Raw genomic sequence first — 25,870 nt, 5'->3', positions numbered from 1 at the left:
CGAGGGCATACGCTGCCCCGCAGAATTGTGCTAATTTAGGTGCCCAGAATGGACCGACGCGACCTCGAGGCAGAGGCCCATTTCAGTCAGCCGGTCCGCCAGATCCTCCTGATGCTGGCGGTCCTCGGGCTGTGCGGTGCTGGCGCGGTGCTGGTGCTGCCGCGGGTGCTGCCGGTTTTCGAGTCCAACCCCTACCTCAACGGCTTCATCCTCTTCGTCTTCGTGCTCGGCGTGCTCGCCTGCTTCTTGCAGGTTGCGCAGCTGATCACCTCGGTGCGCTGGATCGAGGGCTTTGCCTCGGGCCGCGAGGCCGCAGTACGCCCGCCGCGGCTGCTGGCGCCACTGGCCGCACTGCTGCGGCGGCATGACAAGCGGCTGCAGATCACCACGACCTCGACCCGCTCGATCCTCGACTCCGTTGCGACGCGGATCGACGAGGCGCGCGAGATCACCCGCTACATCACCTCGCTGCTGATCTTCCTGGGTCTGCTGGGCACCTTCTACGGGCTCGCGACGACCGTGCCGGCGCTGGTCGACACCATCCGCAGCCTCGTGCCCGCAGAGGGCGAGAGCGGGGTGCAGACCTTCTCGCGTTTGATGAGCGGGCTCGAGGGGCAACTTGGCGGCATGGGCGTGGCCTTCGCCTCCTCGCTGCTGGGGCTTGCCGGATCGCTGATCGTCGGCCTGCTGGAGCTTTTCGCCGGGCATGGCCAGAACCGCTTTTACCGCGAGCTCGAGGAATGGCTGAGCTCGATCACCAAGCTCAGCTTCAGCTCGGGCGAGGGTGAGGGCAGCGGGGACGAGGCGCTGATCGGCATGGTGCTCGACCAGATGAACGAACAGATGGAGCGGATGACCGCGCTCTATTCCGAGAGCGAGCAGGGCCGGATGGAGATCGAGGGGCGGCTCGGGCAGCTGGCCGATTCCATCGAGCGGATGACCGAGCGGCTCGAGGCCACGGCGCCCTCGAACAACTCGCTGGCACGCATCGCCGAAGGGCAAGAGCGACTGATCGAGGTTCTGGAGACCCGCGAGACCGCCGAAGGGCTGGACGCCGAGAGCCGGATGCGCCTGCGCTCGATTGACGTGCAGATGCTGCGACTTCTCGAAGAGGTCGCTGCCGGACGTCAAGAGAGCATGGCCGAGCTGCGCACCGATCTTGCGACGCTGACCCGGGTGCTTGGGCAGATCGCCCGCCCGCAGCCGCCGCAGGTGCGCGCCGTTCGCCCCAATCCCGCCCGCTCCGGCGGCTCCGAGGGCTGATCGATGGCTCTTTCGCGCCGCACCGGAGCCCGCCTTCAGGCCAATATCTGGCCCGGGTTCGTCGATGCGATGACCGGGCTTCTGCTGGTTCTGATGTTTGTGCTCACCATCTTCATGGTGATCCAGTTCGTCCTACGCGAGACGATCACCGGTCAGGAAACCGAACTCAGCAGCCTCTCTGGCGAACTGGCGGCGCTGGCGCAGGCACTGGGCGTTCAGGAGCGCAAGAACACCGCGCTGACCAACCAGCTTGGCGAGCTGGAGGCGACACTGTCGGACAATGCCACGCAACTTGCCGAGCAGCAGTCGATCATTGCTGCGCTCACCGCGCAACGCGACGAGCAACAGGGCCGGATCGCGTCCTTCGAGGAACAGGTCGCCTCGCTGATCGCGCAGCGGGACGGAGCGCAGCAGACCGTTGCCGAGCTCACGGCCGAGAAGGACGCCCTGACCTCGGATCGCGATGCGCTGCAGACGGCGCTGGCCTCGGCACGGTCCGAGATGGATGCGCAAACCGAAGCGGCCCGGCTCGCCGCCGCGCAGCGCGAGGCGATGGACGCGCTGATCGCCGACCTTCGGGCAAAGGCTGCCGAACGGGACGTGCAGATGGGCGGGCTCTCGGCGCAGGTCGAGGCCCTGCAGCAGGATCTCACCGACGAGGAACAGCGCCGACTTGCAGAGTCCGAGGCCGCTGCGGCGCTGCGCAAGCGGCTCGAGGGCGCACAGGCCGAGCTGACCGCCATGACGCTCGCGCTCGAGCAGCAGCGCAAGAAGGCCGAGGACACGCTCACTCTGCTCGCCGCTGCCCGCGAGGGCGAGTCGGAGCTGAATGCCCGGCTTGCGGCGGCGCTGGCAGCCGACAACAGCAACGAGCTTGAGGCACAGATCGCCGAGCTGGAAAGCCAGCTCTCGGCGGCGCAGCAGAGCGGAGAGGCCCAGTCGGGGCAGCTGACCGACCTGCGCGCCGAGCTTGCGGCGGCACGCGCGGAGCGCGACGCGGCGCAGGTGAAGCTGGCCGAGGCGCTGGCCGCCCAGAGCGACGTCGAGCTCGACGCACAGCAGGTGCGCGACCGTCTGGCTGCGGCGCTGGCAGCCAAGGCCGCGGCCGAAGCGCAACTGGCCGAAGGGCTGAGCGATGACGAGCGCCAGCAGGCGCTTCTGGCGCAGGCCCGCAAGGAGCTGGAGGCCAGCGATCAGCGGGCCAGCGCCGCGCAGAAACAGTCGGAGCTTCTGAACCAGCAGGTCGCGGCCTTGCGCACGCAGCTCTCGCAGCTGCAGGGCCTGCTCGACAACAGCCGCGAGAAGGATGCCGAGGCGCAGGTACAAATCCAGAACCTCGGCTCCGACCTCAATGCCGCGCTGGCGCGGGTCGCCGCCGAAGAGCGCAAGCGCCGGCAGCTCGAGGAAGCCGAGCGTCAGCGGCTTGAGGCGCAGGCACAGGACCTCGAACGCTATCGCTCTGAGTTCTTCGGTCGGCTGCGCGAGGTCGTGGGCCAGCAGGAAGGCGTGCGGATCGAGGGCGACCGCTTCGTCTTCTCCTCCGAGGTGCTCTTCCCGCCGGGCGGCGCGACGCTTTCCTCTGCGGGCGAGCGTGAGATCGACAAGATCTCCGGCCTGATCCGTACCATCGCGCAGGACATCCCGCCGGGCATCAACTGGATCTTGCGGGTCGACGGGCATACGGATGACACGCCGCTGCGCCCGGGCGCGCCCTTTGCCGACAACTGGGAGCTCAGCCAGGCGCGCGCGCTGTCGGTGGTGCGCTACATGGTCGAGGAGGAGGGCATCCCGCCGCAGCGGCTCTCGGCCAACGGCTTTGGTCAGTTCCAGCCGATCAACACCGACGGCACCGCCGAGGCCAAAGCGCAGAACCGCCGGATCGAGCTGAAGCTGACCGAGAAGTAGCGGAGAGCGCCCGGGGCGCGGGGCAGGCCTGCCGGCATCCACACCGAACCTGCGGCACTCAGAAAAGAAAACCTCCCCGCCAGGGCCCTGGCGGGGAGGTTTCGTTTGATCAGGCCGTCGTTTCAGTCGGCGGTCAGCAGAGGCGGCTTGCGCGAGGAGAGCCGCAGCTTGTCCGGGCCTTCGGTCTTCAGCACGAGCTTGTCGTCCTTGACCGTGACCTTGACCACGCCGCCCTTGACCAGCTTGCCGAAGAGCAGCTCCTCGGCCAGCGGCTTCTTGATGTTCTCCTGGATCACGCGGCCCAGCGGGCGGGCGCCCATCTTGTCGTCGTAGCCCTTTTCAGCCAGCCATTCGGCTGCCGGCTTGGTGAGCTCGATGGCCACGTTGCGATCCATGAGCTGTGCCTCGAGTTGCAGCACGAACTTCTCGACCACCGAGAGGATGACCTCTTTCGGCAGCGGCTGGAAGCTGATGACCGCGTCCAGACGGTTGCGGAATTCCGGCGTGAAGGTCCGCTCGATGGCGGCAGTGTCCTCGCCCTCGCGGCGGTCACGGTTGAAGCCGATGGCCGCCTTGGCCTGCTCCGCCGCACCGGCGTTGGAGGTCATGATGAGGATCACGTTGCGGAAGTCCACGGTCCGGCCGTTGTGGTCGGTCAGCGCGCCGTGGTCCATCACCTGCAGCAGGATGTTGTAGACATCCGGGTGCGCTTTCTCGATCTCGTCGAGCAGGAGCACGCAGTGCGGGTGCTGGTCCACGCCGTCGGTTAGCTGGCCACCCTGATCGAAGCCGACATAGCCCGGCGGGGCGCCGATCAGGCGGCTGACCGCGTGTTTCTCCATGTACTCGGACATGTCGAAGCGCAGCAGTTCCACCCCGAGCGAGCTTGCGAGCTGCTTGGCCACCTCGGTCTTGCCGACGCCGGTGGGACCCGCGAAGAGATAGTTGCCGATCGGCTTTTCGGGCTCGCGCAGGCCGGCGCGTGCCAGCTTGATCGCCGAGGACAGCGCCTCGATGGCATTGTCCTGACCAAAGACCACGCGCTTGAGCGTCGCCTCGAGATCCTTGAGCACCTCGGCGTCGTTCTTCGACACGTTCTTCGGGGGGATGCGGGCGATCTTGGCGACCACATCCTCGATCTCCTTGGTGCCGATGGTCTTGCGGCGCTTGCTCTCGGCCACCAGGTGCTGCGCGGCGCCGGCCTCGTCGATCACGTCGATCGCCTTGTCGGGCAGCTTGCGGTCGTTGATGTAGCGAGCCGACAGTTCGACCGCGGTCTTGATCGCGTCCTGGGTGTATTTGACCGAGTGGTGCTCCTCGAAATAGGGCTTGAGGCCCTTGAGGATTTTCACCGCATCCTCGACCGAGGGCTCGCTCACGTCGATCTTCTGGAACCGGCGGCTGAGCGCGCGGTCCTTCTCGAAGTGCTGGCGGAACTCCTTGTAGGTGGTCGAACCCATGGTGCGCAGCTTGCCGCCCTGAAGCGCGGGCTTCAGGAGGTTCGAGGCATCCATGGCACCCCCGGAAGTTGCGCCAGCGCCGATCACCGTGTGGATCTCGTCGATAAAGAGCACCGCGTCCGGGTGTTCCTCGAGCTCGGTCACCACCGCCTTGAGCCGCTCCTCGAAGTCGCCGCGGTAGCGGGTGCCGGCGAGAAGCGCGCCCATGTCGAGCGAGTAGATGGTGGTGTTCGAGAGCACCTCGGGGGTGTCGCCGCTGACGATCTTGCGCGCCAGGCCTTCGGCGATGGCGGTCTTGCCGACGCCGGGGTCACCCACCAGCAGCGGATTGTTCTTGCGGCGGCGGCAGAGCACCTGGATGCAGCGCTCCACTTCGTGCTCGCGGCCGATCAGCGGGTCCACGTCGCCCTTGCGGGACTTGGCGTTGAGATCCACGCAGTACTTGGCCAGTGCCGACTCCTTGTTGTCGGAGGCCTGTGCGCTCTCGGTTTTCGTTTCTTCCTCCGACTCCTGCGCGCCGGTGACCGGGCGGCTCTCGCCGTAGGCGGGGTTTTTCGCCACGCCGTGAGCGATGAAGTTGACTGCGTCGTAACGGGTCATGTCCTGCTCTTGCAGGAAGTAGGCGGCGTTGCTCTCGCGCTCGGCGAAGATCGCGACGAGCACGTTGGCCCCGGTCACCTCGGTGCGGCCAGAGCTCTGGACGTGGATCGCGGCGCGCTGAATCACGCGCTGGAACGCGGCCGTCGGCACGGCCTCCGATCCCTCGATGTCGGTGACCAGGTTGGAAAGGTCTTCGTCGATGAATTCAACAAGCGTGGTGCGCAGCTCCTCGGTGTCGACCGAGCAGGCTTTCATCACGCGGGCGGCGTCGGGTTCGTCGATGAGGGCCAGGAGAAGGTGCTCAAGAGTCGCAAATTCGTGGCTGCGGGAGTTCGCCAGCGCCAGGGCCGAGTGAATTGCCTGCTCAAGAGAGTTCGAGAATGAAGGCACGGCGTGCTCCTTCCTGTCTGCGTCGGGCACTGGGCCCAACATTGCCTCTTACCGTTAAAGTTTGGTCGATCAGGACCATCCTTCAAGTGTTTTCTAGGCTTGCGGCGCTCACATTTGCCATGGGGGGTGCAACGTGGCGTGAAAAGCGGCGGCCTAGAAGCGGTCTTTCCTGGCGCGGATTTCGGCAAAGACAACGGCGTCCGTCGCCTCGGTCAAGCCGAGCCGCTCGCGGATCTCGGGGGAGTCCGGTCGCAGGAAAGGGTTGGTGGCCAGTTCCTCGGACAGCGCGCAGGAGGCGGTAGCTCGCCCCTCTGTCCGGGCTTTGGCGATGGCGTCACTCCGAGATTTAAGCTCGGCGTTCTGAGGTTCAATAGTAAGCGCAAATCTTGCGTTGGCGGAAGTGTATTCGTGGCCCGAGCAAATCATCGTGTCCGCCGGCAGCGCCATCAGGCGCTGCATCGACGCCCACATCATCGCGGCATCGCCTTCGAACAGTCGCCCGCAGCCCAATGCCATGAGGCTGTCGGCGGTGAAGGCGGCCTGCGCCTGCGGCATATAGAAGGCGATGTGGCCCAACGTGTGGCCGGGCACGTCGATCACATGCACGCCGATGCCCGCGATCGAGAACTCGTCGCCGCCGCCGACCAGCTGGTCGAGCCCGTCGATCCTTGCCGCCTCGGCGCGCGGGCCGATCACGGTGCAGCCGTAGCGCGCACGCAGCGCCGCGATTCCCCCGACGTGGTCATGGTGGTGATGGGTGATGAGAATCGCGTCCAGCGTCCAGCCCCGCGCATCGAGGGCCGCCTCGATCGGTGCCGCCTCGGGGGCATCGATCAGGATCGCGCCCTCGGGCCCCTTCACCAGATAGGCGTAGTTGTCGCTCAGGCAGGGGACGGTGACGATCTCGAGGGGCATGGCTTTTCCTTCAAGGCTTTGACAGAGTGACTCGCGAGAGTGACCCAGAGTGACGCAAGGGACGACGGCCCGCAATGCATCCGGACGTGCAGGCGCTTCGCGACTTCTACTATCGCAGCGCGCTTGGCCGCGCGGCGCGCGGCGCGCTGCGCGACCAGGTGCTGCGATTCTGGCCCGAGGCGCAGGGGCTCAACGTGGCGGGCTACGGATTTGCGGTGCCGGTGCTGCGCCCCTATCTCGCGCAGGCGCGCCGGGTCATGGCGCTGATGCCGGCGCCGCAGGGGGTGATGCGCTGGCCGGCGGGGATGCCGAACGTCTCGGTGCTGGCCGAAGAGATGCTTTGGCCGGTGGAGACCGGGCATCTCGACCGGCTGGTGGTCATGCATGGTCTCGAGACCTGCACAAATGTAGCCGCGCTGCTCGACGAGTGTTACCGCACGCTGGGGCCGGGGGGAGAGGTGCTGTTCATCGTCCCCAACCGCTCGGGCCTCTGGGCGCGCTCCGAAACCACGCCCTTCGGTCAGGGCCGCCCCTATTCGCTCAGCCAGCTCGACACGCAACTCCGGGCGCATGACTTCCTGCGGGTCTCGAACGCCTCGGTGCTTTACCAGCCGCCCTCGACCCGCCGCTTCTGGATGAAGACCGCCCCGGTCTGGGAGCGGATCGGCCGCACGGTGCCGGCGGTGATGGCCGGAGGGGTCCTTATGGTGCGCGCCTCGAAGCGCTACCCGCCGCAGCGCAAGGGGATCGGCGAGAAGGTCCGCGTGCCGAACCCGCTGGAGGTCCTGAGCCCGGTGCCAAGCAAGGAGCCAAAGCCGGTCTGAGGGCGATTTGCGGCGAAAAAGATTCGCTCAGATGCGCTCAATGGTGCATATCTCCCTCAGATTGTGACTTGGTTGATACGTTTGCGCTAGCGTGACGCGGGATCAAAACCTGCGCCCTCGTGCCGCATTATTTCCGTTGCTCACGAAAAAGCGAGACATTCCATAGCTCTGTCTGCCGCAGTGCCGCGCGGGACCGATCAGAAGCCGGAAAACCCACGCTCAGCAGACGGTTAAATGGCCGTTAGCATGTTGCGAGGTCCCCATGGCTCTGATAGATCGTCGGCGATTTCGACGCCCTGAGGGCATCAGGGCAGGGACAACGCCTCCGGACGCCGGATCACTTCCGTGCGTCGCGGGGGCCTCATATCGGAAGGGTGGACGTGTCTGAACCAGCTTCGATCTCCAGCGGCATCGCGGCGCGCTATGCCACGGCGGTCTTTGGGATCGCCAAAGAGGAAAAGGCGCTCGACAAGCTCGAGAGCGGTATCGACGATCTGTCCGCCGCACTCGACGAGAGCGCCGAGCTGAAGGATCTGATCTCTTCGCCGGTCTACACCCGCGAAGCGCAGGGCAAGGCAATCATGGCTGTCGCCGCGAAGATGGGCCTCGCGCCCGTGCTGACGAATACGCTGGGCCTGATGGCCTCCAAGCGTCGTCTCTTCGCGCTGCCGCAGCTGATCGCTCACCTGCGCGAGATGATCGCGGCAGAGAAGGGCGAGGTGACCGCCGAGGTGACCTCCGCCATCGAGCTGACCCCGGCTCAGGCCTCCGAGCTTGCCGCGACGCTGAAGTCGCAGATCGGCTCGGATGTGAAGATCAAATCGACCGTGGATGAGAGCCTCATCGGCGGTCTCGTTGTTAAGGTGGGCTCGAAGATGGTCGACACGTCGATCCGCGCGAAGCTCAACTCCCTCCAGAATGCAATGAAAGAGGTCGGATAAATGGGTATCCAAGCAGCCGAGATTTCTGCGATCCTAAAGGAGCAGATCAAGAACTTCGGTCAGGAGGCCGAAGTCGCAGAAGTGGGTCGCGTGCTCTCCGTCGGTGACGGCATCGCGCGTGTCCACGGTCTCGACAGCGTGAAAGCCGGCGAGATGGTCGAATTCCCGGGCGGCATCATGGGCATGGCGCTGAACCTGGAATCGGACAACGTCGGTGTGGTGATCTTCGGCTCCGACCGGGACATCAAGGAAGGCGACATCGTCAAGCGCACCAACTCGATCGTGGACGTGCCGGCGGGCGAAGCCCTGCTTGGCCGCGTGGTCGATGGCCTTGGCAACCCGCTTGACGGCAAGGGCCCGATCGCCGCTTCCGAGCGCCGCGTCGCAGACGTGAAGGCACCGGGCATCATCCCGCGTAAGTCGGTGCACGAGCCGATGGCAACCGGCCTCAAGTCGGTCGACGCGATGATCCCGATCGGCCGTGGCCAGCGCGAGCTGATCATCGGCGACCGCCAGACCGGCAAGACCGCGATCGCGCTCGACACCATCCTGAACCAGAAGTCGTACAACGACGCTGCCGGCGATGACGACAGCAAGAAGCTGTACTGCGTCTACGTGGCCATCGGCCAGAAGCGCTCGACCGTTGCGCAGCTGGTGAAGCGTCTGGAAGCCACCGGCGCGATCGATTACTCGATCGTCGTGGCCGCAACCGCGTCCGACCCGGCTCCGATGCAGTACCTCGCGCCCTACACCGCGACCGCGATGGCCGAGTACTTCCGCGACAACGGCAAGCACGCGCTCATCATCTACGATGACCTGTCCAAGCAGGCCGTGTCCTACCGCCAGATGTCGCTGCTGCTGCGTCGTCCGCCGGGCCGCGAAGCGTATCCGGGCGACGTGTTCTACCTCCACTCGCGCCTGCTCGAGCGTTCGGCAAAGCTGAACGAAGATCACGGGTCCGGCTCGCTGACCGCGCTGCCGATCATCGAGACCCAGGGCGGCGACGTGTCTGCCTTCATCCCGACCAACGTGATCTCGATCACCGACGGCCAGATCTTCCTCGAGACCGAACTGTTCTTCCAGGGCATCCGCCCCGCCGTGAACACCGGTCTGTCGGTGTCGCGCGTCGGCTCTTCGGCTCAGACCAAGGCGATGTCTTCGGTTGCCGGCCCGGTGAAACTGTCGCTCGCGCAGTATCGCGAGATGGCGGCCTTCGCCCAGTTCGGTTCGGACCTCGATGCCTCGACCCAGAAGCTGCTGAACCGGGGCGCACGTCTTACCGAGCTGATGAAGCAGCCGCAGTACTCGCCGCTGACCAACGCCGAGATCGTCTGCATCATCTTCGCAGGCACCAACGGCTATCTGGACAGCGTTCCGGTCAAGGAAGTCGGCAAGTACGAAGCTGCCCTGCTCGCGTTCCTGCGCGGCCAGCGCAAGGACATCCTCGAGTGGATCGAAAACGACGATCCGAAAATCAAGGGTGAACCCGCGGACAAGCTGAAGGCAGTGCTCGACGAATTCGCCGCGACCTACGCCTGAGCGCCCTGAAAGGACAGGATTATGCCTAGCCTCAAGGACCTCAAGAACCGCATCTCCTCGGTCAAATCGACCCGGAAGATCACCAAGGCCATGCAAATGGTGGCCGCCGCAAAACTGCGGCGGGCACAGGATGCGGCCGAGATGTCGCGGCCGTACACCGAGCGCTTCAACGAAGTGCTCGGGTCGCTGGCTGCGTCGGTGGGCGGTAGCGCAACGGCGCCGAAACTGCTCTCGGGCACCGGGAAGGACGACGTGCAGCTGCTCGTCGTCATGACCGCCGAGCGCGGGCTTTGCGGGGGCTTCAACAGCTCCATCGTGAAGAAGGCGCGGACCCATATCGAAACGCTCAAGGCCGAAGGCAAGACGGTGAAGATCCTCACCGTCGGCAAGAAGGGCCGCGAGCAGCTCAAGCGTGACTACGGCGATCTGTTCGTCGGTCACGTCGACCTGAGCGAAGTGAAGAAAATCGGTTACGCCGATGCTCAGAACATCGCGAAGGACATCCTCGTTCGTTTCGACGCCGAGGAATTCGACGTGGCGACCATCTTCTATTCGAAGTTCCAGTCGGTGATCTCTCAGGTCCCGACGGCGCAGCAGGTGATCCCGGCGCAGTTCGACGCGCCCGAGGGAGATGCTGGCGGGTCCACGCTCTACGAATACGAGCCCGGTGAGGAAGCCATCCTTGCCGATCTTCTGCCCCGTGGTGTCGCAACCCAGATCTTCTCGGCTCTGCTGGAGAACGCGGCTTCGGAACAGGGGGCTCGGATGAGCGCCATGGACAACGCCACGCGCAACGCGGGCGAGATGATCGACAAGCTGACGATCGAGTACAACCGCTCGCGTCAGGCGGTCATCACCAACGAACTGATCGAAATCATCTCGGGCGCCGAGGCGCTCTAAGAACCGGAGACGATAAATGGCAAACGCAAAAGGCAAAGTGACCCAGGTCATCGGCGCCGTGGTCGACGTGAAGTTCGACGACCACCTGCCCGAGATTCTGAACGCGCTGACCACCGAAAACGACGGCAAGAAACTGGTTCTTGAAGTCGCCCAGCACCTGGGTGAGAACACCGTCCGCACCATCGCGATGGACGCAACCGAAGGTCTCGTCCGCGGCCAGGCCGTGGCAGACACCGGCGGCCCGATCTCGGTGCCGGTCGGCAACGCGACCCTCGGCCGCATCCTGAACGTCGTCGGCGAGCCGGTCGACGAGCAGGGCCCGGTGAACGCCGAAGAAACCCGTGCCATCCACCAGCCCGCTCCGCTGTTCGACGAACAGTCGACCGAGTCGGAAATCCTGGTCACCGGCATCAAGGTCATCGACCTGCTGGCGCCCTACTCGAAGGGCGGCAAGATCGGCCTCTTCGGCGGCGCCGGCGTGGGCAAGACCGTTCTCATCATGGAACTGATCAACAACATCGCAAAGGTGCACTCGGGCTACTCCGTGTTCGCCGGTGTTGGCGAGCGGACCCGTGAGGGCAACGACCTCTACCACGAGATGATCGAATCCAACGTCATCAAGCCCGACAATCTGTCGGAGTCGCAGGTGGCGCTGGTCTACGGTCAGATGAACGAGCCACCGGGAGCCCGTGCCCGCGTCGCCCTGACCGGCCTGACCTTGGCCGAGCAGTTCCGTGACCAGTCCGGTACCGACGTTCTGTTCTTCGTCGACAACATCTTCCGCTTCACGCAGGCCGGCTCCGAGGTGTCCGCACTTCTCGGCCGTATCCCCTCCGCTGTGGGCTACCAGCCGACGCTGGCAACCGACATGGGCGCGATGCAGGAACGCATCACCTCGACCAAGAACGGCTCGATCACCTCGATCCAGGCCGTCTACGTTCCCGCGGACGACCTTACCGACCCGGCACCGGCCACGACCTTCGCGCACCTCGACGCGACGACGGTTCTCAACCGTGCCATCTCGGAACTCGGCATCTACCCCGCCGTGGACCCGCTCGACAGCTCGTCGCGTCTGATGGACCCGGCCGTCGTCGGCCAGGAACACTACGACGTGGCCTTTGCCGTGCAGGGTATCCTCCAGCGCTACAAGTCGCTGCAGGACATCATCGCGATCCTCGGCATGGACGAACTGTCGGAAGAGGACAAGCTGACCGTGGCCCGCGCCCGGAAGATCCAGCGTTTCCTCAGCCAGCCGTTCGACGTGGCAAAGGTGTTCACCGGCTCCGACGGTGTGCAGGTTCCGCTCGAGGACACCATCTCGTCCTTCAAGGCCGTGGTGAACGGTGAGTACGACCACCTGCCGGAAGGCGCCTTCTACATGGTCGGCGGCATCGACGAGGTGCTCGCGAAGGCCGAGAAAATGGCGGCTGACGCAGCCTGAGACCAGAGGGGGGCCTCGCGCCCCCCAGTAACCGGAGGCCCAAATGGCTGAAACGATGCAATTCGACCTGGTGAGCCCCGAGCGCAACCTGATGTCGGCTGCCGTCAAGGCAGTGCAGATTCCGGGCACCGAGGGCGATCTGACGGCCATGCCCAACCATGCGCCGATGATCACCACGCTGCGTCCGGGCATCCTCAAGGTCGAGACCGAGACCGGCACCGAAGAGTTCGTCGTCACCGGCGGCTTTGCCGAGATCGGTCAGTCGGTCAGCGTGCTGGCCGAAAAGGCCGTGCCGCATGGCGACATGGACCAGGCGACCTACGACGCGCTCGTGGAAGAAGCTGTCATGGCCTACAAGGCCGCGAAGGAAGCTGCTCCCGAGAACGAGCCGGGCCCCGTGGATGAGGCGGCCAAGCTGCTTCAGGACATGGTGGCGGTGGGCACGCACATCGGGCTCGACCCGAAAGCGGCCAACCTCAACTACTGAGCCTGGCGTTCGAGACAAGCAAAGGCCCCGCGCGAGCGGGGCCTTTTGCTTTTGTGCAGGGGAAACAGCGTGATGCGGAGGAATATCCGTTTTCTTTCGAGCGCCGTTGCACAAGACTGCGGGGCGGTGGAACGAGGAAAGACCTGATGCGGAAATTGCGCGGCGCCTGGGTCGGCATCGAGCAGGGCAACGAAGACCTGTTTTCGGAGTTCGAGAGCGGCGGCGACATGTGGACCGGCTCGGGCGAACGAGAACGGAGGCGCTGGGTTGCCTTTTCCGAGCGCTTCGCCAGCCCGCCGAACGTTCAGGTCGCGCTGTCGCTCTGGGATATCGACAATGGCGGGAACATCCGCGCCGATCTCGGTGCCGAGAACGTCTCGGAAGCCGGGTTCGACATGGTGTTCCGCACATGGTCCGACACGCGCGTGGCGCGCGTGCGTCTGTCTTGGATGGCGATCGGAGAGGTGCGGGGCGAGGATGACTGGCTCATCGACTAGCCCGCGGCAGAGGGGCTACGGCCTTTAGCGGCCGTAGGCGGCTTGCCAGGCGATGTCGCGGATATTGGCGCGGTGAAACCCGATGTCCGCCAGATCGCGGTCGCTGAAGGCGTCGAGTTCGCGGACAACGCGATGGTATTCGGCGCGGCGCGAGCGGGCGAGCGTGAAGCGTTCGATCATGCGGGCAAGCGCACCGCGGTGGGTCTCGGTCGGAAGACTGTGAATATCGGTCGTTGCCATGATGGCCTCCTGATTTCGTGGTATTTTGTGGTGGCGCTGACATCGGGATTTCCGGCCCGAGTCACAAGCCACATCAGGAGAAGCCCGCCTTGCAGGCTCTGCATGTCGGGAAAAAACCGTGGTGCGGCGCCTAGATAGGTTTTTCGAAATAGACCCGGTCAAAACCGTTTTCGTGGACCCGACCGGTCTCACGGTACCCGAGCCGCGGGTAAAGCACGAGATTTTCGGTCATCAGCAGGTTCGTGTAGAGCCGGATCCGGTTTAGCCCCGCCGCGTGCGCCTTGGCCTCGGCAAAGTCCATCAGAGCGCGGCCGAGGCCCTTGCCCTGTGCTTGCGGCGAAACGGCAATATTGTCGAGCAGCATCGCGTCGGCCTGAGGCAGCAGCACCAGCACCCCGGCGACTGCGCCGTCCAGCTCGGCCACGTGGACGCGTTCGGCGGCGGTCAGCGCCGCGTAGTCGTCGAGCATCGGGCCGGGCTTTTGCCCCATGCGCGGGATGTAGGGGGAATAGGCCGCCTCAATGATCGCTTCGATCTGATCAAGGTCGGAGGGGCGCGCCCGCCGGAATAGCGGCGGGCGCGAGGTCATCAGAGGATGCCTTCGTAGATCGGGCCGAGCACTTCGGTCTCGAACAGCGAGGACACCGAAGTGCCGTTCCAGATGTTCAGGATTGCCTGCGCGAAGATCGGCGCGGTCGGCAGGATGCGGATGTTCGGCGCCGCGGCGACGGAGTCGGTGGCGGCGATCGAGTCGGTGATGACCAGCGACTTCATCACCGACTTGGTGACGCGTTCGACGGCGGGGCCGGACAGCACGCCGTGGGTGATATAGGCGTGCACCTCGGTGGCGCCGTGGTCCATCAGCACCTCGGCGGCCTTGCACAGCGTGCCGGCGGTGTCGCAGATGTCGTCGACGATGATGCACTTCTTGCCGGTGACGTCACCGATCACGGTCATCTCGGCGATCTCGCCCGGCTTCTCGCGGCGCTTGTCGACGATGGCGAGCGGCGCGTTGATCCGCTTGGCCAGTTCGCGCGCGCGGGCCACGCCGCCGACGTCCGGCGAGATCACCATGACGTCCTGCAGCGAGTCCTTGAACTGATGCTCGATGTCGAGCGCGAAGATCGGCGAGGCGTAGAGGTTGTCGACGGGGATGTCGAAGAAGCCCTGGATCTGTGCGGCGTGGAGATCCATGGTCAGCACCCGCTCGACGCCGGCCTCGTGGATCATGTTGGCGACCAGCTTGGCGGTGATCGGGGTGCGCGCCTTGGTGCGGCGGTCCTGACGGGCATAGCCGAAGTAGGGAATGACGGCGGTGATCCGCGCGGCCGAGGAGCGGCGCAGCGCGTCGGCCATGATCAGCAGCTCCATCAGGTTGTCGTTCGCCGGGTTCGAGGTCGGCTGAAGGATGTACATGTCCTCGCCGCGGACGTTCTCGTAGACCTCGACGAAGATCTCCTGGTCGTTGAACCGCTCGACGCGCGCATCGACGAGCCCGACTGCGCCTCCGCGATAGAGCGACATGCGGCGGGCGATGGCGTTTGCCAGCGGCTTGTTGGCATTACCCGCGATGAGCTTGGGTTCGATGACAGTGGGCATTTGGGAGGCTCCGGCGCTACGGAATGACAGATTCGTGACGTTGCGGTCGCCTTAACACGCAGTTAGCGTGGGGCAAAGATACACGGAAGGGCATGTGACCCCATGGCACAAATCCAGTACTATTTTTCGATGTTGTCGCCCTTTGCCTACCTCGCCGGACCGCGGTTCGAAGAGGTCGTGGCGAAGCATGGTGCCGAAGTGGTCTACAAGCCCTTCGACATCACGGCGCTGTTTCCGCGCACCGGTGGCGCGCCTCTGGCGCAGCGCCATCAATCCCGGATCGACTACCGCAACCTCGACCTGCCGCGGCAGGCGAAGAAGGCCGGGCTGCCGCTGAACCTCAAGCCGATGTTCTGGCCGACCAACGCGGCGCCCTCGTCCTATGCGATCATCGCGGCGGCGAAGGCTGGGGGCGGGGATGTCGGCGGTCTGATCCAGACGCTGCTGCGAAACTGCTGGGCCGAGGAGAAGGACATCGCCGAGGATGTGGTGATCAGGGCCGCGCTAGAAGAGAATGGCTTCGATCCGTCTCTGGCCGACAGCGGGCTTCTGGTCGGGGCCGAGACCTATGCGGCCAACCTCGAAGAGGCCGTGGGCGCCGGAGTCTTCGGCTCGCCCTTCTGGATCACCGGGGAGGGGGAGAAGTTCTGGGGGCAGGACCGGATCGAGGACCTCGACCTGCACCTGAGCGGGAAGCTCTGACCAAGCCGGCCCGGCGCGAAGCCGGGCCACGCCGACCTTGCCGAGGATCAGCCCTTCTGGCCGATCTTCGACTCGGTTCCCTTGCGGATGCGGTCGATGTTCTCGCGGTGGCGCCAGAAGATCAGCACGGTCAGGACCAGCGTCAGCGCGGTCATCTCGATCTGGCCGAAAAGCACCATCCAGAGTGTCGAGAGCAGCGCCGCGATCAGCGCGCCCATTGACGAGATTCGCGACATCGCCGCGCCCGCAAGCCAGGTGGCGCAGGTGATCAGCCCGACCGGCCAGTGCAATGCGAGGATAAGGCCGATGAAGGTCGCCACCCCCTTGCCACCCTTGAACTTGAGCCATGCCGGGAAGCAATGGCCGAGGAACGCGGCAAGCCCTGCGAGCTGCGCCGCGTCCTCGCCCGCCAGCCAGCGCGCCAGCAGCACCGCCACCGCACCCTTGCCCCCGTCGAGGATCAGCGTGCCCGCCGCCGCCGCCTTGTTGCCGGTGCGCAGCACGTTGGTCGCCCCGATATTGCCCGAGCCGATCGCGCGCAGATCGCCGAGGTTCATTGCCCGTGTGAGCAGCAGGCCGAAGGGGATCGAGCCGAGCAGATAGCCCAGCACAGCCCAGAGGATCAGCACGGGGGCCGAAGAGGTGATCTCGGGCAGCATGTCAGGCGCTCCAGACAGGGGTTCCGGCGACGAGGGTCTGCAGCACCTTGCCCTGCAGCCGCGCCCCGTCAAAGGGGGTGTTCTTGGATTTCGACTGCAGCTTGAAGCGGTCGAGGATGAAGGGCTTGTCGGCGTCGAAGACCACAAGGTCGGCCGGGGCGCCCGCGCTCAGGCGGCCGCAGTCGAGGCCAAGCCGTTTCGCCGGGTTCAGCGACAGCCCGCGGAAGAGCGTCGGCAGGTCGATCTCGCCGGCGTGGTAGAGCCGCAGGAGCACCGGCAGCATGGTCTCGAGACCCACCGCGCCCGAGGCGGCCTCCTCGAAGGGCAGGCGCTTGGATTCCTCGTCCTGCGGGGTGTGGAACGAGCCGATCACATCGATGAGCCCGCTGCGCAGCGCTTCGAGCACCGCCTGCCGGTCGTCCTCGGAGCGCAGTGGGGGCTTGACCTTGAAGAAGGTGCGGTAGTCGGCGACGTCCATCTCGTTGAGCGTGAGGTGGTGCATCGAGATGCCCGCCGTCACGTCAAAGCCGTTGTTTTTCGCGCGTTCCAGCGCGGGAAGCGCGCGCGATGTGGTGATCTGATCCGCGTGGTAGCGCACGCCGGTCATCTCGACGAGCGCGATGTCGCGGTCAAGGCCCATCCGTTCGGCCATCGGCGACACGGCGGGCAGGCCGCGCAGCGAGGCGAACTTGCCTGAGGAGGCGGCGGCGCCCTTCGACAGGATCGGCTCCTGCGGGTGGCCCATGACCAGCGCGCCCAGCGAGCGGGCGTAGCCCATGGCGCGCGAGAGCACCTTGGTGTCGGTCACCACGCGGTCGCAATCGGTGAAGGCCACGGCCCCGGCGTCGAGCAGGAAGCCGAGCTCGGTCATCTCGCGCCCCTCGCGGCCCTTGGTCAGCGCGGCCATCGGCAGCACGTTCACCGGCGCGGTCTCATTGGCGCGGCGGCGGATGAACTCCAGCACCTCGGGCGTGTCGATCGCCGGCGCGGTGTCGGGGCGGGTGATCATGGTGGTCACGCCGCCGGCGGCGGCGGCCATGCCCGCGGTCTTGAAGCTCTCCTTGTGGCGCTCGCCCGGCTCGCCCACCTTGACGCCAAGATCGACGATGCCCGGCGCGACATGGGCCCCGTTCAGGTCCTGCGCCTCGGTCTGCCCGATCAGCGTGGTGATCTCGTCAGCAGAGGTGACCACGGCCTTGATGCGACCGCCTGAAAGCAGAAGCGCGCCTTCCGCGACGGTCCCGGCCTCGGGGTCGATCAGCCGGGCGTTGTAGAGCAGCGTGTCTTTCATTCGGGGGCTCCGGGAAGCGGGGTCATTTGCAGGGCGGTGGAGGGGCGCATCAGTTGGCCCTGAAGAGGGCGGCAAGCACCAGCACCACCAGCACGCCGAGCCCCAGAAGAGCATAAGTCAGCGCGCGGCTGCGCGGCTCGGGGGCGGCGGGGCCGGGACGATCCATGCTGCCGCGCGCTCCGGCGCTGCGCAGCTTGCCAGCGCGCGGGCTCGCGCCTTCGGCTTCCTTGAAGGTGCCGATCCAGCGCAGCGGGGTCGAGATGGTCAGGTCCTGCGAGGTGTGATCGAAGGCCGCGCTCGGCAGGACCACCACGTGGCCTTTCAGCGCATCGATGCGCGGCTTCATCTGGCGAAAGTCCTCGCCGCCGACCTGATAGGCCTCGGCGAGATAGGTCGAGAGGGGCATTTCTCCCAGATCGCGGATAGAGACGACGTCGATCCGCGAGGGTCGGAGTTTGCGCGCGCCAAGCGCATATTGCAGCGGAAACTCCCCGGTGCCAGCCTGGGTGGTGAAGCGCTCGACCGCTTCCGCTGGAAGATCGAGGTGGAAGAGGCGAACCTCGCCGTCCACCGAACCGTTGATGTGCATCTTGGTCATGCCGCGCCCCGCTCAGACGGCCAGCTCGGTGGGCCGGGCGCGCAGGTTGCGGGCCAGAAGGTCCATGGCGGCCATGCGCACCGCGACGCCCATCTCGACTTGTTCCTGGATCACCGAGCGGTTGATGTCGTCGGCGATGGTGCCGTCGATCTCGACGCCGCGGTTCATCGGACCGGGGTGCATGACGATGGCGTCGGGCTTGGCATGGGCCAGCTTCTCGGCATCCAGTCCCCAGCGATGGTAGTATTCGCGCTCCGACGGAATGAAACCGCCGTCCATGCGCTCCTTCTGCAGGCGCAGCATCATCACCACGTCGACGTCCTTCAGCCCTTCGGCCATGTCGTCGTAGACCTCGGCGCCGAAGTCGGCGATGCCTGCGGGCATCAGCGTCGACGGACCGACCAGACGAATGCGGTTCTCCATCTTGTGCAGCAGCAGCAGGTTCGAGCGCGCGACGCGCGAATGGGCGATGTCGCCGCAGATGGCGATGTTCAGCCGGTGCAGCCGGCCCTTGGCGCGGCGAATGGTCAGCGCATCCAAAAGCGCCTGCGTCGGGTGTTCGTGCCGGCCGTCGCCGGCGTTGATCACCGCGCAGTTCACCTTCTGCGCCAGCAGGTCCACCGCGCCGGAATGCGGGTGGCGGACGACCAGCAGATCGGGGTGCATGGCGTTCAGCGTCAGCGCCGTGTCGATCAGCGTCTCGCCCTTCTTGATAGAGCTGGCCTGCATCGACATGTTCATCACGTCCGCCCCGAGCCGCTTGCCCGCCAGCTCGAAGCTGGACTGGGTGCGGGTGGAGTTCTCGAAGAACATGTTGATCTGTGTGAGCCCGGCCAGCGCATTGGCGTGCTTGTCGCGGGCGCGCGACAGGGTGACGTAGCGCTCGGCCAGATCGAGCAGCGTTGTTATTTCATCCGGACGAAGGGGCTCGATGCCCAGAAGGTGGCGCTGGTCGAAACGCATGAAACGGCTCCCCTTGAGTTGCCGCGGTTATAGAAACGCAGGGGCCGCGCGACAAGTGGTCGCGAATTCGCGGCAAAGGCCCGCCGCCGGGCCACTGAGCCCGGATCAGATGCAGAGTTTAGGCGCGGTTTCAGGGCGCTTCGAGCAGCGTCACCGTGGTGTCGCCATAGCGGCGGCTGTCGAGCAGGGTAAAGCCTCCGGGCGCCTCTTGCGGGCCGCTTTCCTCCCAGACGATCAGTGCTTCGGGGGCAAGCCAGCCCTGCGCACGCGCGGCCTCCAGCGCCTTGGCGCCGAGGTTCAACCCGTAGGGCGGGTCGAGAAAGACCAGAGTCGCGGGCGCGTCGGTCGGGGGCAGCCGGGTGGCGTTGCACGAGAGCGTCCGGGCACGGTCCGCGCAGCCGAGCAGGCGGATGTTCTGCTTGATGAGTTTCTGCGCAACGCGCCCGTCGTCGACGAAGGTGGCCGAGGTGGCACCGCGCGAGAGCGCCTCGAGCCCCAGCGCGCCGGTGCCGGCAAAGAGGTCGAGCACCACCGCCCCCTCGAAGGGCTCGCCGAAGCGCCCGCCACCGAGCATGTTGAACAGGCTCTCGCGCACCCGGTCGGTGGTGGGGCGCAGATGCGCGCCCGGATCGCCCTTGCCGACGGCGGTGAGCGCGCGGCCGCGCCAGTCTCCGGCGATGATCCTCATGCCTTCAACAGAGCCTTTAGATCGCTGCCCGCATCGGCAACCACCTCGGGATCGGCGCTCTTGCCGGCCTCGATCAGTCGCTTGCCGACCATGTAGGCGCGCGGATCGTTCATCGCGTCGAGGGCGATGAGGTGGCCCTCGCGGTAATACCAGTGCGAGACGGGCCCGGCGCCGCCATCGCGCACCACGACCTTGTCGTAGCCGGCGTTCAGCCCGGCGATCTGCAGCTTCACGTCGTACTGGTCGGACCAGAACCAGGGCTTGGGCTGGTAAGGCGCCTCGGCCCCCATGATGTTGTCCGCCACCGCCTCGGCCTGGTCGATGGCATTACCGACGCTTTCCAGCCGCAGCTGCGCATCGCCCATCGGGAAAGAGGCGCAATCGCCCGCGGCCCAGACATGCCGCGCCGAGCAGCGGCCGAAGGCATCGGTGCGGATGCCGTTCTCGATCTCGATGCCCGCGGCCTCGGCGACCGAGGTCTCGGGCAGGATGCCGACGCCGACAATGACGAAATCAATGGGCAAGCTGGTGCCGTCGGTCAGCTCCGCCGCGGTGACCTTGCCGTCCTCGCCGACCAGCTTGCCGAGGCCGACACCCTCGCGCAGGTCGACGCCATGGCCCTTGTGCAGGGCGCGGAACCAGTCCGAGGTCTCGCGGGCGGCGACGCGCTGCAAGATGCGGTCGGCCATCTCCACCAGCGTCACCTGCAGGCCGAGCTTGGAGGCCACCGCCGCGGCCTCGAGGCCGATGTAGCCGCCGCCGACGATCAGCACGCGGGCGCCTGCCGTGAAACGGGCGCGCATGGCGTCCACGTCGGCAATGCCGCGCACCACGCAGACGCCGTCCAGCTCGCCGCCGATCGCGGCAGGCAGGCGGCGGGGGGCGGAGCCGGTGCAGAACACCAGCTCGTCATAGCCGATCTCGTGGCCGCCGGCGATGACATGCCGCGCCCGGGTGTCGACTGACACCGCGGGCTCGCCCAGCATCAGCGAGATGGTCTGCTCGTCGTAATAGGTCCGCGGACGGAGATAGAGCCGGTCCTTCTCCATCTCTCCCAGCAGGTAGGCCTTGGACAGTGGCGGGCGCTGGTAGGGGGGCTCGGCCTCGGCGCCGATCACGGTGATCTCGCCCTCGAAGCCCTTGCCGCGCAGACGCGCCACAAGCGAGGCCGCGGCCTGTCCCGCACCGATCACAACAACATGCCCCATGGCTGGCCTCTTTTCCGCTTTCCCGTGATTTGCGCGAAACCTATATCTCGCCCTGTCGGAAACGCAAATGATGGAGAAAACGGCATGGCGCTATCCGCTGGAGACCGGCTGCCCGAGGCAGAGCTGCTGACGCTGGGCGAGGCCGGCCCCGAACAGGTATCGCTTGGCGAGAAGCTAGCGGGCCGCAATGTGGTGATCTTCGCGCTGCCGGGCGCTTTCACCCCGACCTGTTCGTCGGCCCATGTGCCGAGCTTCATCCGCACCAAGGGGGGCTTCGATGAAAAGGGCGTCCACGAGATCATCTGCATCTCTGTGAACGATCCGTTCGTGATGAAGGCCTGGGGCGAGGCCACCGGTGCGACCGAGGCCGGGCTGACCATGCTCGCGGATGCGGAGGGGGCCTTCACCTCGGCCATCGGCATGGAGTTCACCGCCGAGCCCGCCGGGCTGATCCGCCGCTCGAAGCGCTACGCGATGTATGTCGAGGATGGCATCGTGAAAGTGTTCCACGAAGAGACCGGGCGCGGCACCTGCGAGGTGTCCGGCGGCGAAGCGCTGCTGGCGGCGATCTGAGCAATAGAGCATCCGGCGGCGGGTCTGCCGCCGCCGGATTTGCGTATCTGGGAAGAGGAGACGCGCAACCGGCCTTCTTCTCGTTCCAAATGCGAATGTCGGGACCTTTCCGGCGGGAGAGGCGCTATGGCAGCACCTCTCCTCCATGGCTCAGAGCGAATCGAGCTTGCGCGCGAGCTTGGCGTCGAGCGCGCTGAGACCGCCCACGTCATGGGTGGTGAGCGTGACCTCGACGGTCTTGTAGACGTTGCGCCAGTCGGGGTGGTGGTTCCACTTCTCGGCCCAGAGCGCGGCGCGGGTCATCCAACCGAACGCCTCGGTGAAATCCGCGAATTCGAAGGTCTTGCAGAGGGTGTCCTCCGCTGCGTTCATCTCCCATCCGTTCTCGAGCAGGGGGGCGAGCATGGTCGCACGGCCGGTGTCGGAGAGTTTCTCTGTCATTGGGTGTCCTTCCCGTGGTCTTTCCGGAACGGCCCGTAGGCGGTGAGCACCTCGATGTCCTCGTCCACGGCCCGTGCCTCGGCCTCCAGATAGTGCGCGACGGCGCGGGCAAACCCCTTGTCGGGGAACCAGTGCAGCGAATGCGTCTGGCTCGGCAGGTAACCGCGCGCCAACTTGTGCTCGCCCTGCGCGCCAGCCTCGACGCGGGACAGCTCATGGGCGATGGCGAAATCGATGGCCCGGTAATAGCACGCCTCGAAGTGCAGGCAGGGGTGATCCTCGGTACAGCCCCAGTAGCGGCCGAAGAGCGCGTCTCGCCCGATGAAGTTGAGCGCCCCGGCCACCGGCTGCCCCTCGCGCTCGCAGATCACCAGCGCGACGTCGCCGCGCATCGTCTCATGGACCTCGTCGAAGAAGGCGCGGGTGAGGTAGGGCGTGCCCCACTTGCGCCCGCCGGTGTCCTGATAGAAGGCCCAGAAGGCGTCCCAGTGTTCGGGCTCGATCTCATCGCCGGTGAGCATGTGGATGGTGCCGCCGAACGCCTGCGCCCGCGCCCGTTCCTTGCGGATCGCCTTGCGCTTGCGCGAGCTGAGATCGGCGAGGAAACCATCGAAATCATCGTAGCCCCGGTTCAGCCAGTGGAACTGCTGGGTGACGCGGCGCAAAAGGCCCATGCGCTCGCCGGCGATGGCCTCGCCCTCGGTGCAGAAGGTGACGTGCAATGACGACAGGTCGTTCTCGGCGGTGAGCTGCACCGCGCCCTGCACCAGCGCCATCATGCCCTCGGCCTCGTGACCGGGGCGGGTGAGGAAGCGCCGCCCGGTGACAGGGGTGAAGGGCACGGCGATCTGCAGCTTGGGATAGTAGCGCCCGCCCGCCTGCTCGTAGGCATGGGCGAAGCTGTGGTCGAAGATATACTCGCCCTGGCTGTGGCCCTTGGCGTAGAGCGGGGCGACGGCGATGATCCGCCCCGCCTTTTCCGCCACCAGGTAGCGCGGGTCCCAGCCGGTGCCGCGCCCGACAGAGCCCGAGCGCTCAAGTGCGCGCAGGAAGCGCCAGGTGGTGAACGGATCGTCGGGGCGCCCGCCCGCCGCCGCCTCGGGGCAGGCGCAGGCATCCCAGTCGGTCTCGGCGATCTGGTCCAGCGAGGTCAGAACATTGACGGCGATGGTATCGCCCGCTGTCGGCTCGGAGGTCGGGCTGGGGCTCTGATCGGTCATATGGTGATCTCGGCTCGGGTCATCTGCGGGAGTATCTGACCCCGGCGGGGCCGGGATCAAGACACGCTCACGCGAGATACTGCTCGAATGTCACGTTCTGGGCCACCGCGCGGGCCTGTGCCTCCTGCTCGGGCGTGCGGATGGTCCAGCAGAGGATCGCGGCGCCTTGTGCCTTCAGCTCGGCGACGCGCGGCGCGGCGAGGTCCTTCCAGCTGTGCGAGATGAAGCAGGCACCGGTACGGGCGTAATCGGGGATGCCGCGCAGCTCCTCGAGACGCCAGCCGGGGACGCCGGACCAGTTCTCGGGGTCGAAACGGTCGGTGGTCAAACCGCGCGGCACCTGCGGCGCGAGCCGCGCCATCCGGGCCATGGAGTGGGGGTTGAAGGACATCACCGCCACGGGCCCCTCGTAGCCGCGCAGCGCGTCCGCCGCGGCCTTCTCCAGCGTGCCGACGTCCGGACCGAGCGCGCCATCCTGGTCCTTGATCTCGATGAGCAGGGGCACGCGGCCGGCGACCAGCTCGAGGACTTCGACGAGCGTCGGGATGCCCTCCTCGCCGCCCTTGAGCGTCAGCGAGGACAATTCGGCCGCATTTCGCGCGCCGAGCAGGCCGCGCGCGCCGGTCAGCCGCTCGAGCCGCTCGTCGTGAAACACCATGGCCACCCCGTCGGAGGAGAGCTGCAGGTCGATCTCGACGCCGTAGCCCGCCGCGACGGCGGCGGAGATGGCGGCGCGGGAATTCTCGGGACGGCCCACCCCGAGGTCGTGCAGGGCACGGTGCGCGATGGGCCGCTCGAGGAAGGCGGCGGGCAGTCCGGCCATCAGGCGAGCTCGAAGACCGCTTCGATCTCGACCGCCACCCCCATGGGCAGCGCCGCCGCGGAGACCGCGGAACGGGCGTGCTTGCCGGCCTTGCCGAAGACCGCGACCATCAGGTCCGAGGCGCCGTTGATCACCTTGGGCTGGTCGGTGAACTCGGGGGTGGAGTTGACGAAGCCAACCAGCTTCACCACGCGCTTGAGCTTCGACAGGTCGCCGCCGCAGGCCGCCTTGGCCTGGGCGATGAGCGCCAGGGCGCAGCGCTGCGCAGCCTTGGCGCCGGCCTCGACATCCAGCGTCTCGCCAAGCTTGCCGGTGATCAGCCCGCTCTCGTCCATGCTGATCTGTCCCGAAACGTAGAGCATCGCGCCGCTCTGTACGTAGGGCACGTAGTTGGCCGCGGGGGCAGGGGCGTCGGGCAGGGTCAGGCCGAGCTCTTCAAGGCGGGCGGTGATGTCGGTCATGGGGGCCTCCTTTGGATGTGAGCGGACGCTAGACCCGAGCGGTGGCAAAGAAAAGGGGCCGCGATCCAGATGGATGCGGCCCCTGATCAAAAGTTCTTCCCGAGGTTACTCGCGGAACGCCTTCGAGAAGTAATCGGTGAAGGGTTTCACCAGGTAGGCGAGCGGCGTACGATCCGCGGTGCGCAGGAAGGCCTCGACCGGCATCCCAGGTACCAGGGTCGAGCCCTCGGGCAGCCTTTCGATCTGGCCCTCGTCGAGCATGATCTCGGCGCGGTAGAAGCTGGACGAGGTGTTCTGGTCGGTGAAGGCATCCGCCGAGATCTGCGTCACCGTGCCGAACGTCTCGGGCGTGCGGCGCTGGTCGAGCGCCGAGAACCGCAAGGTCACTTGCTGGCCGACATGGACCTGGTCAATGTGGATCGGCGGCACCTGGGCGGTGATCACCAGCGGACGGTCCTGCGGGATCAGGTAGAGTACCGGATCGGCAGCCCGGATCACCGAGCGCGGCGCGAAGACGGTCAGCCCGTAGACCACGCCGCTCACCGGGGCGCGGATCTCCATCCGCTTGAGCTTCTCGAGCAGGGCGGAGCGCTGCTCGGCCAGCTCGCGCTCGCGGTACTGCATGTCGCGCAGCTGGGTGATCGCCTCCTCGCGGCGGGTGGTCGAGAGCTTCAGGATCTCGATGTCGATCTCCGTGGTCCGCCCTTCGGCTTCGGCCTTCTGGGCGGTGAGATCGCCGACCTCGCCAGCGAGCCGGGCTTCTTCACGCTGCAGGGCAAGCACGCGGCTGGCCTGGGCGAGGCCGCGGTCGAGCAGCGACTGCTGGTCGCCAAGTTCCCGCTCGATCAGCGCAAGCTGGCTTTTCAGTGCGGTCTGCTGGGCGTCGATGCCCTCGACCTGGTTGACGATCTGGTCGCGGCGCTTGGCCAGCTGATCGGATTCGCGCTGCAGCGACTCCAGCCGGGCGAAGAACAGATTGCGCTGACCTTCGATCAGATCCTCGACCTCGTCGTCGTATTCGGCCACCTTGAGCAGTGTCTCGTCAAAGGCCAGTTCGTCGGCATTGTCGCGCTCGGCCTGTAGGCGGGCGCGCCGGGCGACGAGCTCGAAGTACTGGCCCTCGACGATGTTCAACTCGGACTGCAGCAGGGTCGGGTCGAGCTTGACCAGAACCTCGCCCTCCTCGACGGTGTCGCCCTCGTCGACGAGGATTTCCTGCACGACGCCGCCATCGGGATGTTG

Annotated in this window: 27 protein-coding genes; 11 read left to right on the top strand and 16 right to left on the bottom strand. The window is 66.3% G+C overall.

The features are described from left to right. Nucleotides 1–48: 48 nt before the first annotated feature. Nucleotides 49–1,263: a biopolymer transporter ExbB gene (locus tag G0Q01_RS20985; RefSeq protein ID WP_164197570.1), complete on the top strand. Its 1,215-nt coding sequence runs from the start codon at nt 49–51 to the stop codon at nt 1,261–1,263. Between the two features lie 3 nt (nt 1,264–1,266). Next, complete coding sequence (locus G0Q01_RS20980; RefSeq protein WP_164197569.1) at nt 1,267–3,168, top strand: peptidoglycan -binding protein; 1,902 nt, start codon at nt 1,267–1,269, stop codon at nt 3,166–3,168. A 122-nt stretch (nt 3,169–3,290) separates the two neighbouring features. On the opposite strand, the gene clpA is transcribed toward G0Q01_RS20980, so the two are convergent. After that, on the bottom strand, nt 3,291–5,618 hold the full coding sequence (gene clpA / locus G0Q01_RS20975; protein WP_108964452.1) for an ATP-dependent Clp protease ATP-binding subunit ClpA: 2,328 nt from the start codon (nt 5,616–5,618) through the stop codon (nt 3,291–3,293). 153 nt (nt 5,619–5,771) lie between these two features. Beyond that, nucleotides 5,772–6,533 (bottom strand): hydroxyacylglutathione hydrolase, encoded by a 762-nt coding sequence (gene gloB / locus G0Q01_RS20970; RefSeq protein WP_164197568.1) that lies wholly within the window; start codon nt 6,531–6,533, stop codon nt 5,772–5,774. Nucleotides 6,534–6,607: 74 nt separating this feature from the next. Between gloB and G0Q01_RS20965 the strand changes: the two genes are divergently transcribed. The 7 genes from G0Q01_RS20965 (at nt 6,608) to G0Q01_RS20935 (ending at nt 13,162) form a co-directional block, all read left to right on the top strand. Continuing rightward, nucleotides 6,608–7,357, top strand: a complete 750-nt coding sequence (locus G0Q01_RS20965; protein ID WP_108964454.1) for a methyltransferase domain-containing protein — start codon at nt 6,608–6,610, stop codon at nt 7,355–7,357. 374 nt (nt 7,358–7,731) lie between these two features. Continuing rightward, nucleotides 7,732–8,298 carry a F0F1 ATP synthase subunit delta gene (locus G0Q01_RS20960; protein WP_164197567.1) on the top strand — a complete coding sequence of 189 codons (567 nt, stop codon included), beginning with the start codon at nt 7,732–7,734 and terminating at the stop codon, nt 8,296–8,298. Continuing rightward, the gene (atpA, locus tag G0Q01_RS20955; protein WP_108964456.1) at nt 8,299–9,837 is read left to right on the top strand and encodes a F0F1 ATP synthase subunit alpha; all 1,539 of its coding nucleotides are present in this window, start codon (nt 8,299–8,301) and stop codon (nt 9,835–9,837) included. It abuts the gene before it with no gap. A 21-nt stretch (nt 9,838–9,858) separates the two neighbouring features. Then, nucleotides 9,859–10,737: a F0F1 ATP synthase subunit gamma gene (locus G0Q01_RS20950; protein WP_164197566.1), complete on the top strand. Its 879-nt coding sequence runs from the start codon at nt 9,859–9,861 to the stop codon at nt 10,735–10,737. A gap of 16 nt (nt 10,738–10,753) precedes the next feature. Continuing rightward, nucleotides 10,754–12,178 carry a F0F1 ATP synthase subunit beta gene (gene atpD / locus G0Q01_RS20945; protein WP_108964458.1) on the top strand — a complete coding sequence of 475 codons (1,425 nt, stop codon included), beginning with the start codon at nt 10,754–10,756 and terminating at the stop codon, nt 12,176–12,178. A gap of 43 nt (nt 12,179–12,221) precedes the next feature. Beyond that, nucleotides 12,222–12,665 carry a F0F1 ATP synthase subunit epsilon gene (locus G0Q01_RS20940; protein ID WP_108964459.1) on the top strand — a complete coding sequence of 148 codons (444 nt, stop codon included), beginning with the start codon at nt 12,222–12,224 and terminating at the stop codon, nt 12,663–12,665. Between the two features lie 146 nt (nt 12,666–12,811). After that, nucleotides 12,812–13,162 carry an H-type lectin domain-containing protein gene (locus G0Q01_RS20935; RefSeq protein ID WP_164197565.1) on the top strand — a complete coding sequence of 117 codons (351 nt, stop codon included), beginning with the start codon at nt 12,812–12,814 and terminating at the stop codon, nt 13,160–13,162. A 24-nt stretch (nt 13,163–13,186) separates the two neighbouring features. Here G0Q01_RS20935 and G0Q01_RS20930 read toward each other — a convergent pair whose 3' ends face one another. The 3 genes from G0Q01_RS20930 to G0Q01_RS20920 form a co-directional block, all read right to left on the bottom strand. Continuing rightward, on the bottom strand, nt 13,187–13,402 hold the full coding sequence (locus G0Q01_RS20930) for a DUF1127 domain-containing protein (protein ID WP_159099531.1): 216 nt from the start codon (nt 13,400–13,402) through the stop codon (nt 13,187–13,189). A gap of 130 nt (nt 13,403–13,532) precedes the next feature. Next, nucleotides 13,533–13,991, bottom strand: a complete 459-nt coding sequence (locus G0Q01_RS20925) for a GNAT family N-acetyltransferase (RefSeq protein ID WP_164197564.1) — start codon at nt 13,989–13,991, stop codon at nt 13,533–13,535. Continuing rightward, complete coding sequence (locus G0Q01_RS20920; RefSeq protein WP_164197563.1) at nt 13,991–15,001, bottom strand: ribose-phosphate pyrophosphokinase; 1,011 nt, start codon at nt 14,999–15,001, stop codon at nt 13,991–13,993. Before G0Q01_RS20920 ends, G0Q01_RS20925 begins: the two co-directional genes overlap by 1 nt. 102 nt (nt 15,002–15,103) lie before the next feature. Between G0Q01_RS20920 and G0Q01_RS20915 the strand changes: the two genes are divergently transcribed. Then, on the top strand, nt 15,104–15,703 hold the full coding sequence (locus G0Q01_RS20915) for a 2-hydroxychromene-2-carboxylate isomerase (protein WP_108964464.1): 600 nt from the start codon (nt 15,104–15,106) through the stop codon (nt 15,701–15,703). Between the two features lie 47 nt (nt 15,704–15,750). Here G0Q01_RS20915 and plsY read toward each other — a convergent pair whose 3' ends face one another. From plsY to G0Q01_RS20885, 6 genes are all read right to left on the bottom strand, one after another. Beyond that, on the bottom strand, nt 15,751–16,362 hold the full coding sequence (gene plsY, locus G0Q01_RS20910; RefSeq protein WP_164197562.1) for a glycerol-3-phosphate 1-O-acyltransferase PlsY: 612 nt from the start codon (nt 16,360–16,362) through the stop codon (nt 15,751–15,753). A 1-nt stretch (nt 16,363) separates the two neighbouring features. Continuing rightward, complete coding sequence (pyrC, locus tag G0Q01_RS20905) at nt 16,364–17,653, bottom strand: dihydroorotase (RefSeq protein ID WP_164213839.1); 1,290 nt, start codon at nt 17,651–17,653, stop codon at nt 16,364–16,366. 49 nt (nt 17,654–17,702) lie between these two features. Further along, nucleotides 17,703–18,251, bottom strand: coding sequence for an aspartate carbamoyltransferase catalytic subunit (locus G0Q01_RS20900; RefSeq protein WP_164197560.1), 549 nt, complete (start codon nt 18,249–18,251; stop codon nt 17,703–17,705). 12 nt (nt 18,252–18,263) lie between these two features. After that, nucleotides 18,264–19,214: an aspartate carbamoyltransferase catalytic subunit gene (locus tag G0Q01_RS20895; RefSeq protein WP_108964467.1), complete on the bottom strand. Its 951-nt coding sequence runs from the start codon at nt 19,212–19,214 to the stop codon at nt 18,264–18,266. A gap of 130 nt (nt 19,215–19,344) precedes the next feature. Then, nucleotides 19,345–19,902: a 16S rRNA (guanine(966)-N(2))-methyltransferase RsmD gene (rsmD, locus tag G0Q01_RS20890; protein WP_108964468.1), complete on the bottom strand. Its 558-nt coding sequence runs from the start codon at nt 19,900–19,902 to the stop codon at nt 19,345–19,347. Next, entirely contained in the window at nt 19,899–21,110 is a 1,212-nt protein-coding gene (locus G0Q01_RS20885) for an NAD(P)/FAD-dependent oxidoreductase (RefSeq protein WP_164197559.1), read from the bottom strand. The genes rsmD and G0Q01_RS20885 overlap by 4 nt, the downstream gene beginning before the upstream one ends. A gap of 84 nt (nt 21,111–21,194) precedes the next feature. Here G0Q01_RS20885 and G0Q01_RS20880 point away from each other — a divergent pair, with 84 nt between their 5' ends. After that, complete coding sequence (locus G0Q01_RS20880; protein ID WP_164213838.1) at nt 21,195–21,683, top strand: peroxiredoxin; 489 nt, start codon at nt 21,195–21,197, stop codon at nt 21,681–21,683. Between the two features lie 150 nt (nt 21,684–21,833). Here G0Q01_RS20880 and G0Q01_RS20875 read toward each other — a convergent pair whose 3' ends face one another. From G0Q01_RS20875 to G0Q01_RS20855, 5 genes are all read right to left on the bottom strand, one after another. After that, complete coding sequence (locus tag G0Q01_RS20875; protein ID WP_164197557.1) at nt 21,834–22,124, bottom strand: 4a-hydroxytetrahydrobiopterin dehydratase; 291 nt, start codon at nt 22,122–22,124, stop codon at nt 21,834–21,836. Then, nucleotides 22,121–23,344: a GNAT family N-acetyltransferase gene (locus G0Q01_RS20870; protein ID WP_164197556.1), complete on the bottom strand. Its 1,224-nt coding sequence runs from the start codon at nt 23,342–23,344 to the stop codon at nt 22,121–22,123. The genes G0Q01_RS20875 and G0Q01_RS20870 overlap by 4 nt, the downstream gene beginning before the upstream one ends. Before the next feature lie 67 nt (nt 23,345–23,411). After that, entirely contained in the window at nt 23,412–24,170 is a 759-nt protein-coding gene (locus G0Q01_RS20865; RefSeq protein ID WP_164197722.1) for a glycerophosphodiester phosphodiesterase family protein, read from the bottom strand. Continuing rightward, the gene (locus G0Q01_RS20860) at nt 24,167–24,628 is read right to left on the bottom strand and encodes a RidA family protein (protein ID WP_164197555.1); all 462 of its coding nucleotides are present in this window, start codon (nt 24,626–24,628) and stop codon (nt 24,167–24,169) included. The genes G0Q01_RS20865 and G0Q01_RS20860 overlap by 4 nt, the downstream gene beginning before the upstream one ends. Nucleotides 24,629–24,733: 105 nt before the next feature. Next, nucleotides 24,734–25,870 (bottom strand): HlyD family type I secretion periplasmic adaptor subunit (locus G0Q01_RS20855; protein WP_164213837.1); only part of this gene is annotated, 1,137 nt, incomplete at its 5' end.

The sequence above is a fragment of the Salipiger sp. PrR007 genome (genome assembly GCF_010499845.1).
Taxonomy (GTDB): domain Bacteria; phylum Pseudomonadota; class Alphaproteobacteria; order Rhodobacterales; family Rhodobacteraceae; genus Salipiger; species Salipiger pacificus_A.
Note: the sequence above shows the minus strand (reverse complement) of the source record. Positions and strands in the feature narration are given on the sequence as shown.